The sequence below is a fragment of the Pararhizobium qamdonense genome, assembly GCF_029277445.1.
Taxonomy (GTDB): Bacteria; Pseudomonadota; Alphaproteobacteria; order Rhizobiales; family Rhizobiaceae; genus Pararhizobium; species Pararhizobium qamdonense.
Genome location: NZ_CP119566.1, coordinates 2,043,435 through 2,056,617, shown reverse-complemented (window position 1 = coordinate 2,056,617; position 13,183 = coordinate 2,043,435). Strand labels below are relative to the sequence as shown.

The following is a 13,183-nucleotide window of genomic DNA, read 5'->3' as shown; positions in this document are numbered from 1 at the left end:
ATCAGCCAGCCTCCAGCGGTATTGCCGGATGCCGAAATGCCAGTTCGTCCATGGAATTCCATGGACCAGTCTCCGCGGACATGCCGCTCCCCAGGTCTTTTTATTGCGACAGTGCATCAAGGCTTTCGCCCAGGATGCCTGTCAGATAATCGGCCATGACCTTTTGGCCGATTTCATTTGTAACGAGATCATTGCGGATCTCGATCATTACGTTGAGCAGGCCATTCTTCAAGCCATGCTCGATCAGAGTATGCGTGACGCCATCGGCCGGTCCATAGGGCTCGTTACGGCGCACCACGTGGCCAGCGGTTTTTCCGGCAGCCGCCAGCATCGCATCCGCCAGCCGGCTATCTTCGTCATGCAGGATACCGATTTCGACGTCGCGCTGCTTGCCGTGATAAACCGGCGTGAACGTGTGCATCGTCACCAGGACCGGCGGGCGTCCATCAGCCTTTCGCGTGGCGATGAAATCTGACAGCGCGTTGGTGAACGGCACATAGAGTGCCTGCGTGCGGGATAGCCGCTCGGCAGCAGAGATCGCTGCATTACCGGGAATCTCAAAGATTTCGCTGACCGGCGGCATGGCGGCTTCGGCTTCCGGCGGCCGGTTGCAGTCATAGACGAGACGCGAAAAACGCTGATAGATCAACGCGGCATCCAGGCTGCGCACCAGAAGTTGCGACACGGCGAGCGCGCCCGGATCCCAGGCGATGTGGCTTTCGAGAGCGTCGTCTGAGAGCCCCAGTGAACCCATTTTTTCCGGAAGACGGCGCGAGGCGTGTTCGCAGACCAGCAGCACCGGGCTCAGCGCCTCCAGGTTTTCCACTGCGACCGGCGATCCATCCGCCTCTGTCAAAAGTCCCGTCAACTCCGGTCCCCTTCCGGTTGCCTGATCGGCACCACGCATGTCCAGATCGGGCTGGAAGCCCCTGAAATCATGTGTGGAAGCAAGAATCGGTCAGCCGGTACATTGTCTCGACACAGGCGTGACTGCCGATACTGAAAAGAATTCTTCACGTTTTGACCCATGTCAATCGGAATCTGAAACGATCTCTTCAAAAAATCAATTGACTCGAATTGTGACAGCGATGTTTACTCTGTCACAAAGCTGGCAGAGACCGGTTTAGGGGATGAAAATTTGACCAGTACCGCAGGCACCATGACGGTGTCGGATGTGATCAACGCCCACTTTGCCGTGCTCACCCGCGCGGAAAAGCAGTTGGCAGCGATGCTTCTCGACAACTATCCGGTTTCCGGACTCGGCAGCATCACGACTGTGGCCGAGAATGCCGGCGTATCGACGCCGACGGTCGCCCGCATGGTGCAGAAGATCGGCTTTCGCGGCTTTCCGGATTTTCAATCGCGTCTGCACCAGGAACTCGAAGCGACGATTTCCAATCCGATCAGCAAGCACGACCGTTGGGCCGCCAATGCGCCGGGCACGCATATTCTCAACCGCTTCGCCGATGCGACGATGAACAATATGCGCGCAACGCTGGCTCAGCTCGAAACCGCCGAATTCGACGGCGCCGCCGCGATGATTGCCGACCGCAAGCGCAACATCTATCTCGTCGGCGGCCGCATCACCCGCGCCCTTGCCGATTATTTCTTCACCCATCTCCAGGTCATCCGCTCCGGCGTCACCCAGATCGCCTCCAATTCCTCTTCTTGGCCGCATTATGTGCTCGACATGAAGAAGGGCGACGTCCTGATCATGTTCGACATCCGCCGTTACGAGCAGGAGATGGAAACGCTGTCGCGCATCGCCCGCGAGCGCGGCGTCGAGATCATCCTGTTCACCGACCAGTGGAGCTCGCCCATCGCCAAATCGGCGCGGCGCGTCTTTCGCATCCAGATCGAGGCGCCCTCGGCCTGGGACAGTTCGGTCGTCACCCTGTTTGCCGTCGAAGCGCTGATCGAGGCCGTGCAGAGTTCCATCTGGGACGAGACGCATGACCGCATGAAAACGCTGGAGGGACTGTTCGATTCAACGAGGCTTTTTCGAAAGCCGCTTTAGGAGGAGCAAGTGGGAGGAAACGTGGCGCCGGGCAACCGGTGCGGGGATGCAACGTTTTTCAATTCAATCGACAGACGAACACGCCGGCATCCGGCCGGAAGGAAATTTAGAAAATGAAATGAAGGTGTTCCGCCTGCGAACCTTCGGTCGCAAAGGAGACAACACCTGTCACATAAGCTTCATCGGACCCCAGTATCAGCTTCCTCGAAGTTGACTGATATAACCACAAGGAGAAGACCAGTGATTTCACATATGCGCCGCCTGCTCTCGCTTTCGACCGCCATGGTCATGGCATCGACTGCCATCGCTGCTGCCGAACCGAGCGCCGAACTGATCGCTGCTGCCAAGGCAGAAGGCACCCTGACGACGATCGCCCTGCCCCATTCGTGGTGCGGTTACGGCGATGTCATCGCCGGCTTCAAGGCCAAGTATCCCGAAATTACCATCAACGAACTCAACCCGGATGCCGGCTCGGGCGACGAAATCGAAGCGATCAAGGCCAACAAGGGCAATACCGGCGCACAGGCACCTGACGTGATCGACGTCGGCCTGTCCTTTGGCCCGTCGGCCAAGGCTGAAGGCCTGATCCAGCCTTACAAGGTTTCCACTTGGGACTCGATCCCCGATAGCGCCAAGGATGCCGAAGGCTACTGGTACGGCGATTATTACGGCGTTCTCTCCTTCCTCGTGAACAAGGACATCGTCAAGGAAGCGCCGAAGGATTGGGCCGACCTGCTGAAGCCAGAATTTGCCAATGCCGTTTCGCTTGCAGGCGATCCGCGCACGTCCAACCAGGCCATCTCCGGCGTTTATGCAGCCGGTCTTGCTGCCTCGGGCGGCGATGCCTCCAAGGCTGGAGACGCTGGTCTCAACTTCTTCAAGGACCTCAATGCCAAGGGCAATTTCGTTCCGGTCATCGGCAAGTCCGCTTCGCTGGCACAGGGTACGACCCCGATCATCGTTTCCTGGGACTATAATGCGCTGAGCTGGGGCAACAGCCTGAACGGCAACCCGCCATACGAAGTCGTCGTACCGGCAACCGGCGTTGTCGCCGGCGTCTACGTCCAGGCGATTTCGGCCTTCGCCCCGCATCCGAACGCTGCAAAGCTGTGGATGGAATATCTGTATTCCGACGAAGGTCAGCTCGGCTGGCTGAAGGGCTTCTGCCACCCGATCCGCTTCAACGATCTTGCCAAGAACAACAAGATCCCGAAGGAACTGCTCGACGCCCTGCCGCCGGCCGCTGCCTATGAAAAGGCCGTGTTCCCGACGCTCGCCGAACAGGATGCCTACAAGGAAGTCATCACCAAGGGCTGGGATACAGTCGTTGGCGCCAACGTCCAGTAAGACTGCCGTATCAAGGCCTTCCCGCGACCGCGCGGGAAGGCTATTTCTCAATTTTTCACACAAGACGGTTTCGCGATGAGCGCCAACAGGGCCATTGATTTGAAAAGGACGGCCATCGACTGGCTCGGCATAACGCCGTTCCTGTTGTTTGCCGTGATGTTCCTGATTGCCCCGACGCTCTATCTCGTCACCGGTGCATTCCTCAATCCGGCAGGCGAATTCACGTTTGAGAACATTGCCGGGCTCTTCACCGACAAGATTCTCGCCTCCTACTGGATTTCCATCAAGATCAGCCTGGCGTCCTCGATCGGCGGTGCCCTGATCGGCTTCTGGCTCGCCTGGGCGGTGGTGCTCGGCGGCCTGCCCTCGTGGATCCGCTCGTCGCTCCTGACATTCTCCGGCGTCGCCTCCAATTTTGCCGGCGTGCCGCTTGCCTTCGCCTTTCTGGCGACGCTTGGCCGCACCGGCCTTGTCACCATGATCCTGCGCGACTGGTTCGGCATCAATCTCTATGCGTCCGGCTTCAATCTCTTGAGCTTTCTCGGCCTGACACTGACCTATATGTATTTCCAGATCCCGCTGATGGTGCTGATCATCACCCCGGCGCTGGACGGCCTGAAGAAGGAATGGCGCGAAGCTGCCGAAATCCTCGGCGCCACCAACCGCCAATACTGGACCAAGGTCGCCCTGCCGATCCTGTTTCCGAGCATCCTCGGCACGACGCTGCTTCTGTTTGCCAACGCATTCGGCGCCATCGCCACCGCCTATTCGCTGACCGGCTCGACCTTCAACATCGTCCCGATCCAGCTCTACGCCCAGATCCGTGGCGACGTTTTGCACAATCCCAATCTCGGTTATGCCCTGGCGCTCGGGATGATCGTCATCACCGGTATTTCCAACCTCATCTATATCTTGCTCCGCATGCGCGCCGAACGGTGGCAAAAATGAAAACACAAAAAATCGGTGCCTGGCTCGCGATTTTCTTCGGTGCCTCCTATTTCATCGTACCGCTGATCGCCACGTTCGAATTCTCGCTGCGCATGCGCCGCGGCGAATATTCCTTCGATGCCTATCGCTCGGTCTTTTCCGACATCCAGTTCCGCGAATCCTTCAGCTATTCCATCGTCATGGCCATCCTGACGATCGTCTTCGGGGTGCTGCTCGTCGTACCGACCGCCTATTGGGTTCGCCTGCGCCTGCCGCAGATGCGCCCCGTGGTCGAGTTCATCACGCTGATGCCGCTGGTCATTCCCGCCATCGTCATCGTCTTCGGCTATCTCAGGCTCTACAATTCCTCGTCCTACATCCCGTTCACCGGCTCGACGCGCGGCACCGATGCGCTTTTGATGTTCTCGTTCATGACGCTGTCGCTGCCCTATATGTACCGTTCGGTCGATACGGCCATGCGCACCATCGACGTCGGCACGTTGACCGAGGCCGCCCAGAGCCTTGGTGCGTCCTGGCCGACCATCATGTTCAAGTGCATCTTTCCCAATGTCATGAGCGGCGTCCTCTCCGGCGCCTTCATCACCTTTGCCATCGTCATCGGCGAGTTCACCATGCCGTCGCTGCTCAACCGCCCGGCGTTCGGTCCCTACCTGCAGCTGATCGGCGCCAACCGCGCCTATGAGCCGCCGGCGCTCGCGGTCATTGCGTTCGCCATCACCTGGGGATGCATGGTTCTTCTGCAGCTCGTCTCCCGTTTCAGCAAATCGGCTTCCAAGCCCTGAGGTATTGATCGTCCATGTCCTTTCTCGAACTCTCAGGCATTCAAAAAAGCTTTGGCCCCGTGCAGGTGGTCAAGGATTTCGACATGGCCATCGAAAAGGGAGAATTCGTCTCCTTTCTCGGACCGTCAGGCTGCGGCAAGACGACGATCCTGCGCATGATCGCCGGCTTCGAGACGCCGTCCGCCGGAACGGTCGTTATCAACGGCCGCAACCAGAATGAGCTGAAGCCGAACCAGCGCAATATCGGCATGGTCTTCCAGGCCTATGCGCTGTTTCCCAACATGACCGTGCACGAGAATGTCGCCTTCGGCTTGAAGATCGCCGGCATGGAGAAAACCGCCGTCGATGCCCGCGTCAAGGAGATGCTCGGCCTCATCCATCTCGACCATCTGGCCGACCGCTATCCTTACCAGATGTCCGGCGGCCAGCAGCAGCGCGTGGCGCTCGCCCGTGCGCTGGCGCCCAAGCCGCAGGTCCTGTTGCTCGACGAGCCGCTGTCGGCGCTCGACGCCAAGATCCGCGTGTCGCTGCGCGAGGAAATCCGCATGATCCAGCAGCAGCTCGGCATCACCACGGTCTTCGTCACCCACGATCAGGAAGAGGCCCTGTCCATCTCCGACCGTATCGTCGTCATGAATGCCGGCCGCGCCGACCAGATCGGCACCCCGTTCGACATCTACAACAAGCCAGCCACCCGCTTCGTGGCCTCCTTCGTCGGCACGCTCAACCTGATCGAAGCCAAGGTCGTCGATCCCGCAACCAACCGGATCATCATCGGTGATCAGCAGATCACCTTGCGCGAACCGCTGGGTACAGTGGCCAAGGCCGGCGACAAGGTTTCGTTGGCGCTGCGCCCGGAAGCAGGATCGATCGCCGAAGGCGCCAAGGGCGACACGGCGCTGACCGGCACCGTTGCCTCCTCGAATTTCCTGGGCTCGGTCATCCGCACCCGCATGAAGGTCGGCGATGCCCTGATCTCGTTCGACATGTTCAACGCGCCGGGCCTGACGCCACCGGCCGTCGGCGAAATCGCCACATTGCGGTTCACCGCCAGCGACCTTTTGATCATCCGCGAATAGCGGCGACACCTGGAAAAATATGTTTCAGGCGACAGATTTTGAGAAAAAATCTGTCGCCTTTTGCGTTGCACGCGTCGCACAGCGCATTTGACGGCGGCGCACCAATCCTTATAGTTGGCCTCGCACGTTCTCAGGGCGGGGTGAAACTCCCCACCGGCGGTAACGGGAAGCAATTCCTGGAGCCCGCGAGCGCTTCCCAGCCGGATGCATGTATCTGGATGGGAAGGTCAGCAGATCCGGTTGAATTCCGGAGCCGACGGTTAAAGTCCGGATGAAAGAGAGCAAGCAGACCAAGTGGCACCTTGTTATGGGGAGCCTCCGCGCCTGCGTGTTCGCCCAAGGGGATCATTGAAAAATGGCAACCTTGAAAGGCCAGACTGACATGACAATCGCTTCCCATCCGACCCAGAAAATCGCCATCATCCGCGCGCGCTGGCACGCCGATATCGTCGATCAATGCGTCAATTCCTTCGTCGCCCATTGGCAAAAGCTTGGCGGCAACGCATCCGACGTCGAGATCTTCGACGTTCCCGGCGCACTCGAAATCCCGCTGCATGCCCAGACGCTCGCCAGGACCGGCCGCTTCTCGGCGATTATCGGCTCGGCCTTCGTCGTCGATGGCGGCATCTACCGCCATGATTTCGTCGCGGGAACGGTGCTTGACGGCATGATGCGCGTCCAGCTCGACACCGGCGTGCCCGTTTTGTCGACGGTGCTCACGCCGCACAATTTCCAGGAATCCGAACAGCATATCCGCTTCTTCACCGACCATTTCGTCGTCAAGGGCGTGGAAGCCGCCAATGCCTGCTCGCAGATCCTGGCCGCTCGTGCGCAATTGGCGCTGATCAACGCCTGACCCGGCTTGTTCGGAAGGGCAGGCTATCCTGCCCTTCCGCGACCGTCACTCATCCAGCCAATATTTCTGGGAACACCCGAATCGGCGCGCAACGCGATCGTTACGGATAGCCGCAGACGCCCGCTGTTGCTTGCGGGCGCCGGTGGATGCGCGGCCTGGAACGATGGTGTAGCCACTGCTTGCGAGCTGCAGCTTAAATTCGTCGAAATGGCGCTTGAATCCACGTTTCACCCGGCTCAACGGATATCGCCATCCGCTCCTGCAGGCGTTGATCAGAATGGCCGAGTAAAGCCGCGCACTGATCATCCGCGCATCGTCCTCAAAGATCACTTTGTGAGGAGCGACCGCGTCACCCGGCAAACTCCCCGGAACATGCGACAAGAGCAGAGCAAGTGCGATACATCCGCCCAATGTCGCCTTCACCGTACCCTCCCTCGCAGTCTCAAACCGGCCGCATCATGAGCCTGTCTAACCAGGGACAGAACGGTCAGCCGTAGCTGGAGTATAGGTCTTTATTTTAGAAAAACAAAATATACAGATCTGAAGAAGGCTCGGTCGCTAGTCGAGCGCGATATACCCGATCCCCTTCGTCTCGATCTCATCGGCCGATTCCTCATAACCGGCATCGGCATAGCGGATGACACCGAGCGATGTGTCGTTGGTCAGCGCATGGCTGAGCCGTTCCGCCCCACCTTCCGTGCCGTCGGCAATCACGGTGACGCCGCAGCTGGTCATGTAACCGGCATAGCCGCCGCCGCCGGAATGGACGACGACGAGATCGGCCATGGAAGAGCAGAGCAGCATGGCGTCGAGCAGCGGCCAGTCGGCAATGGCGTCGGAACCGTCCTTCATCCGCTCGGTCATGATATTCGGATGCGCCATGGCGCCCGCATCGAGATGGTCGCGGGAAAACGCGATCGGCCCCTTGAGGTCTCCGGACGCGACCAGCGCATTGACGGCGACCGCAAGCTGCGTGCGCTCGCCATGGCCAAGCCAGGCAATACGGGCGGGCAGTCCTTCGAACGGCACGTTTTCGCGCGCCAGCTTGATCCAGTTGGTGACGATCCTGTTATCGGGAAACATCTCCAGCAAGAGATCGTCGATGCGGGCGATATCGCTCTCCTCGCCCGACAGCGCCATCCAGCGGAAGGGCCCGATGGCACGCGCAAACAGCGGCCGCAGATAGGCCTCGGTAAAGATACGGATGTCGAACGCATTGGTGACGCCGCCCTCGCGCGCCTGGGTGCGGATCAGGTTGCCATTGTCGAAAACTTCCGAGCCCTTGGCCTGGAATTCGAGCATCGCCTTGACATGATCGACGATAGAGGCGCGGCTGGCGGCCATCAGTTGCCCCTGCCCGTCGACCCTCAGCCTCTTGACCTCCTCGATGCTCATGCCCTTCGGCACATAGCCATAGACGAGGTCATGGGCAGACGTCTGGTCGGTGACGATATCCGGCACGATGCCGCGCCTGGCGATTTCCGGATAAAGGGCCGCCGCATTGCCGACAAGGCCGATGGAGGTGGCGCGCTTTTCCCTGACGGCCTGGTCGATCATCGCCAGCGCGGTATCAAGATCTGGTGCCACATGTTCGAGATAGCCGATGTCCCTGCGCTTTTCAGCGCGTACCGGGTCGATATCGATGCAGAGGATCGCCGCCCCCGCCATGCGCCCGGCCAGCGGCTGCGCCCCGCCCATGCCGCCCAGCCCGGCCGTCAGGATGAACCGTCCGGCAAGATCGCCGCCGAACCGGTTTTCGGCGATGCGCATGAAGATTTCATAGGTGCCCTGGATGACGCCTTGGCTGCCGATATATTGCCACGCGCCCGCCGTCAGCCCGCCCCAGCAGATCAGCCCCTGCTTTTCCAGCTCGTAGAACACTTCGGCCTTTGCCCATTGGCCGACGATATTGCAATTGGCCATGATCACCAGCGGCGCCTTGGCATGGGTCTTGAGCAGCCCGACCGGCTTTCCGGACTGGATCACCAGCGTCTGGTCCTCGTCCATCTCAAGCAATGTCTTGACGATTGCCCTGTGGGAAGCCCAGTTGCGCGCCGCCTTTCCGAGCGCCGCATAGACGATCAGATTGTCCGGATCCTCGCCAACCGACAGCACATTTTCCAAAAGCCTGAGCAACGCCTCCTGCCGCCACCCCTTGGCGCGCAGCTCCGGCCCGCCGGGGATGGGGAAATTGGGGTGACGAGGGTTTGGTTTGGGCATGGTGTTGTCCTCTTTAAAGACTTTTCCGGGGAGGCTTCACCCCCCTCTGTCACTCCGTGACATCTCCCCCTCAAGGGGGAGATCATTCTTTTTCCCTACTCCTGTTTGTAGGGTGGCACCGACGATGCGGCCAATCTCCCCCCTTGAGGGGGAGATGTCCCGGAGGGAAAGAGGGGGGTGATGCCCCAAGCGCCTCAGCCCAATGCATACCGCGCCAATTCAATCCCCATCGCCTTCTCCACCGGAGGATAGACGCTCGGATCAAGCACGCTCGATGCCAGCGGAATGACCGACTTCGGCACATGCAGCACGAAGATCCGCATCCCCACCTGCAACTGCCCCACACTCAGCGGCTCGCCGTCTTCAGACAGCGTCGTGATGACGTCCGGGAAGGTCGCAAGCCGTGTGCCTGCGGCATCCTCGACGGCCATGTACTCGTTCATGACGTTAAGGACCGTTGCGTCATCACCCGTGCCGAGCGTCACCGTACCGATGTCGAAGGCTTCCCTGGTATAGACGACGGATTTGTCAGTGATGACGCCTTCCGAAAGGATCGTGCCGTTGGTGGTTTTGGCGATCGTGTCGATGATGGCGCTGCCGCCCTTGCCTTCCGCAGCGATGATCGCCTCGCCGAGCAAAAGCGCCAGCGAAATGCCGCCGAGCGCTGCATTCTTGCGGACATAGGACGCGCGCAGCGGATTGCGGCACGATGCGATGAAGCCGCCGGACATGTCGGACGCGGTGCGCAGGATCGGCGACACCTTGGCGGTTGCGCCGCGCACCACAAGCTCGATATAGCGGTTCTCGTCGCGATTGCCGCCGGCTGCCGTCTGGATCATCTGCTCGGGCGACCCCGCCATGCCGATCGATCCCATGTCGCCGGTCGGATGCGCCCGCATGTCGCCGACGGCATCGAGAACCTTGGTGCCGAGGATCGCCGAAGGCAGCCAGCCGTTCAGCGTCGAGGACTTGCCGTTCTGCCCGACCATCAGCGCGGAAACCTTTTCGCCCAAGGCCTCCTGCAGCAATTGCACCGCCTTGACATAATCGACCCCGCGCATTTCCCAAGGCGTCGTCGAGGCCGGCGCACCGATGGCGGCCGCCGTCGCCACCCATTCGTCATCGGAAAGCTCATCGATCGAGACCAGTTCCGGCTTGCCGATCGAGACCGCAGCATAACCCAGCATGCGGCCATGATCGGCCCAGCCGCCGCCGCCGGCCGCATAGACCGAGCCGCCCTTGACGGCCGCTTCGACGTCCTTTTCCGTGAGTATCCGGCCCATCACTGCTCTCCCTGTAGATCACTATCGAGTTTGCGCACAGCCTCGAACAGAACCGCAGCACCGAGCGCGATATCGTCGTTTTCAGCCCATTCGTCCGGCGTGTGCGAACGCCCGTCGCGGCAGGCGATGAAGATCATCGCGGCCTTGGAAATCCGCGCCATCCAGGCGGTGTCATGCCCGGCACCCGACGCCATGCGGCGGCGTCTTGCACCCACACGGTCGGATGCCTGTTCCAGATTGGCCATGACGAGCGGATCGGCGGGTGTTGGAAAATTATCAGAAATCAGTTTCGGCGACGCGATCGACACACCGGTCTCGCGCTGGATATCGACGGCGAGCTGATCGATCCCGGCGATGAACCGCTCCATGTCCGGCCGCAGCTCGGCACGCGCATCGATCAGGATGCGGGCGCGTGACGGCACGACATTGGCGGCATTCGGCTCGATGGAAAATTCCCCGACCGTCGCGGTAAAATGCCCCTCGCCCTTCGCATAGTCCGTGGCGAGCCGCTCGACCTCGCCAACCAAACGAGCCGCCGCCACCAGCGCATCGCGCCTGTGGCCCATCGGCGTGGTTCCGGCATGATCGGCCTGGCCGTCGAAGAGGATTTCGATGCGGGTAATCCCGGCAATCGCCGTGACGATGCCGATATCGCAGCGCTCCGTTTCAAGGACTGGCCCCTGCTCGATATGCAGCTCCAGAAAAGCCCGGATATCCGAGCGTTTTTGCCGCGCCAGCCGCGAGGGGTCGCCACCGGCATCGATAATCCCTTGCCGTAGCGTCAGCTCCTCGTGCGTCCGGCTCAGCCACCCATCCGGGAGCAATCCCGCAAGGCCACGGCTGCCGACGCAGGAGACGCCGAAAATCGACACTTCCTCGGCCAGGAAATCGACGATCTCCAGATCGTGATCGAGCCGGATACCGGCATCGTTCAAAGCCTGGGCAACTTCAAGCGCTGCGGCAACGCCGGCAATGCCGTCGAAACGGCCGCCTTCCGGCACCGTATCGGAATGCGATCCCAGCATGATCGTCCCGAGCGCCGACTTGCGCCCCTTGCGGCGGCCGATCAGGTTTCCCGAAGCATCAATCCGGGTTTCGAGCCCTGCAGCCCTGAGGCGCTGCTCCAGAAACGCGCGGCCGTTCAGAAACAGCGGCGTAAACGCCCGCCGCGTATAGGGCTTGTCCGGCTCGGTGATGCGGGCAAGGCCCTTGACGATATCGGCGATGCGCACGGGATCGACGGGAAGGTTGGTATCGGCAACAGCCATCAGACGGCCTCGCGCAGCGGCAGGCTGGCAAGCGGCCGGATGAATTGACCGCTGCCCGGCGCGGCCAGAACCGCCCTACCGTCGAAAACCTGCACGCCCCGGTTATAGGTCGCCGCCACCCGGAAGGGCAAACGGATGCCGTTATAGGGCGACCAGCCGACGACATTGTTGCCACTATCAGCTGCGTTGTAGTCATAGGGTTCGGCCGTCAGCACGGTGATATCCGCATCCTTGCCTTCCTCCAGCGAGCCCTTCTGGTGATCAAGGCGGAAATGGCGGGCGGGATTGAGCGACATCAGTTCGGCGGCACGCGTCAAGGAAATGCCGCGCTCGAGGAGCCCCTTGACGAACAGCGGGATCATCACCTCCAGCCCCGGAACACCGGATGCATTGGCGAGCATATCGGGATTGGTCTTGCGGTTTTCCGACCAGCTGACGTGATCGGTGGAAACCATGGTCACCTTGCCATCGGCCACATGGCGCCAGAGTTTTTCCACCTCGGCGCGCGGCCGGATCGGCGGATTGATCTTGGCCTTGCCACCCAGCCGCTTCACGTCGTTTTCCTCGTCGAGAACGAGATAGTGGATGCAGCATTCGATGGTGGCGCGAAAACCCTGGGCACGGTAGGCGCTGGCAATATCGTAGCCGCGCCCGACCGAGCAATGCACGACATGGGCCGGGCAGCCGGTCGCCGCCCCCGTCTCATAGATCTGGTTGGTGGCAAGCAGCTCCGTCAGCGGCGGACGCGACAGGCCATGGGCCCGGTAATCGGTGATACCCGCAGCCTTCACCTTGCCGATCGCAGCCCGCACCGCCTCGTCATCCTCATTGTGCACACCGGCCGCCAGCCCGGTCGGCGCGATCGCTGCAAAACAATCTTCCAAGAGCCCGGCCGGAATGCGCGGAAACCGTTTCGGGTCCGTTCCGAATGTGGAAAACTTGAAGGCGGCAACGCCGGCCTCGACCATTTCGCCGATCCGCGCCGGGCCTTCTTCCGGGTCGATCGTGCCGTAGAGCGCGAAATCAACGCGCGCCTGTTTCCCGGCGTGATCGATCTTGCGCCGGACGGCATCGGCCGAGCAGACCAGATCGCCTTCATCATAGGGCATATCGACAATGGTGGTGACTCCGCCTGCCGCAGCCGAACGCGTCGACCAGATGAAATCCTCCTGGTCCTTTTGCGACAGCGAATGCACCTGCGCATCGATGGCGCCGGGCAGGATCAGAGCGCTGCCGAGATCATGGCGCTCGCGTGCCTCAGGCATTGCGCCCTGCCCGACGAACGCCACCTTGCCTTCGCGCACGGCAACAAATCCGCCTTCGACGACGCGGTCGGCCAGAACCACCATGCCTTTCAAAACCAGATCGAAGTCGGACATCCGT

General features: G+C 60.9%; 12 protein-coding genes and 1 riboswitch. Of the genes, 6 read left to right on the top strand and 6 right to left on the bottom strand.

The genetic code is table 11. The features are described from left to right. Positions 1-100: 100 nt before the first annotated feature. Complete coding sequence (locus PYR65_RS09885) at positions 101-868, bottom strand: N-formylglutamate amidohydrolase (RefSeq protein WP_276120841.1); 768 nt, start codon at positions 866-868, stop codon at positions 101-103. A 291-nt stretch (positions 869-1,159) separates the two neighbouring features. Here PYR65_RS09885 and PYR65_RS09880 point away from each other — a divergent pair, with 291 nt between their 5' ends. The 6 genes from PYR65_RS09880 (at position 1,160) to PYR65_RS09855 (ending at position 7,029) form a co-directional block, all read left to right on the top strand. Then, positions 1,160-2,017: a MurR/RpiR family transcriptional regulator gene (locus PYR65_RS09880; protein ID WP_060638771.1), complete on the top strand. Its 858-nt coding sequence runs from the start codon at positions 1,160-1,162 to the stop codon at positions 2,015-2,017. 240 nt (positions 2,018-2,257) lie between these two features. Continuing rightward, entirely contained in the window at positions 2,258-3,364 is a 1,107-nt protein-coding gene (locus tag PYR65_RS09875) for an ABC transporter substrate-binding protein (RefSeq protein ID WP_060638770.1), read from the top strand. A 75-nt stretch (positions 3,365-3,439) separates the two neighbouring features. Next, complete coding sequence (locus PYR65_RS09870; protein ID WP_060638769.1) at positions 3,440-4,312, top strand: ABC transporter permease; 873 nt, start codon at positions 3,440-3,442, stop codon at positions 4,310-4,312. Further along, positions 4,309-5,094: an ABC transporter permease gene (locus PYR65_RS09865; RefSeq protein ID WP_060638768.1), complete on the top strand. Its 786-nt coding sequence runs from the start codon at positions 4,309-4,311 to the stop codon at positions 5,092-5,094. Before PYR65_RS09870 ends, PYR65_RS09865 begins: the two co-directional genes overlap by 4 nt. A 14-nt stretch (positions 5,095-5,108) precedes the next feature. Then, complete coding sequence (locus PYR65_RS09860; RefSeq protein WP_060638767.1) at positions 5,109-6,173, top strand: ABC transporter ATP-binding protein; 1,065 nt, start codon at positions 5,109-5,111, stop codon at positions 6,171-6,173. Positions 6,174-6,295: 122 nt separating this feature from the next. Then, a riboswitch (FMN riboswitch) is annotated at positions 6,296-6,460 on the top strand. Positions 6,461-6,555: 95 nt separating this feature from the next. Then, complete coding sequence (locus PYR65_RS09855; RefSeq protein WP_276121026.1) at positions 6,556-7,029, top strand: 6,7-dimethyl-8-ribityllumazine synthase; 474 nt, start codon at positions 6,556-6,558, stop codon at positions 7,027-7,029. 45 nt (positions 7,030-7,074) lie between these two features. Here PYR65_RS09855 and PYR65_RS09850 read toward each other — a convergent pair whose 3' ends face one another. From PYR65_RS09850 to PYR65_RS09830, 5 genes are all read right to left on the bottom strand, one after another. After that, positions 7,075-7,452, bottom strand: a complete 378-nt coding sequence (locus PYR65_RS09850) for a hypothetical protein (protein ID WP_276120840.1) — start codon at positions 7,450-7,452, stop codon at positions 7,075-7,077. Between the two features lie 135 nt (positions 7,453-7,587). Then, positions 7,588-9,249 carry a urocanate hydratase gene (locus PYR65_RS09845; RefSeq protein ID WP_060638765.1) on the bottom strand — a complete coding sequence of 554 codons (1,662 nt, stop codon included), beginning with the start codon at positions 9,247-9,249 and terminating at the stop codon, positions 7,588-7,590. A gap of 194 nt (positions 9,250-9,443) precedes the next feature. Then, complete coding sequence (locus tag PYR65_RS09840) at positions 9,444-10,532, bottom strand: DUF917 domain-containing protein (RefSeq protein ID WP_276120839.1); 1,089 nt, start codon at positions 10,530-10,532, stop codon at positions 9,444-9,446. After that, entirely contained in the window at positions 10,532-11,800 is a 1,269-nt protein-coding gene (locus PYR65_RS09835) for a Zn-dependent hydrolase (protein WP_276120838.1), read from the bottom strand. Before PYR65_RS09835 ends, PYR65_RS09840 begins: the two co-directional genes overlap by 1 nt. After that, positions 11,800-13,179, bottom strand: a complete 1,380-nt coding sequence (locus PYR65_RS09830; RefSeq protein WP_276120837.1) for a dihydroorotase — start codon at positions 13,177-13,179, stop codon at positions 11,800-11,802. Before PYR65_RS09830 ends, PYR65_RS09835 begins: the two co-directional genes overlap by 1 nt. Positions 13,180-13,183 lie beyond the last annotated feature (4 nt).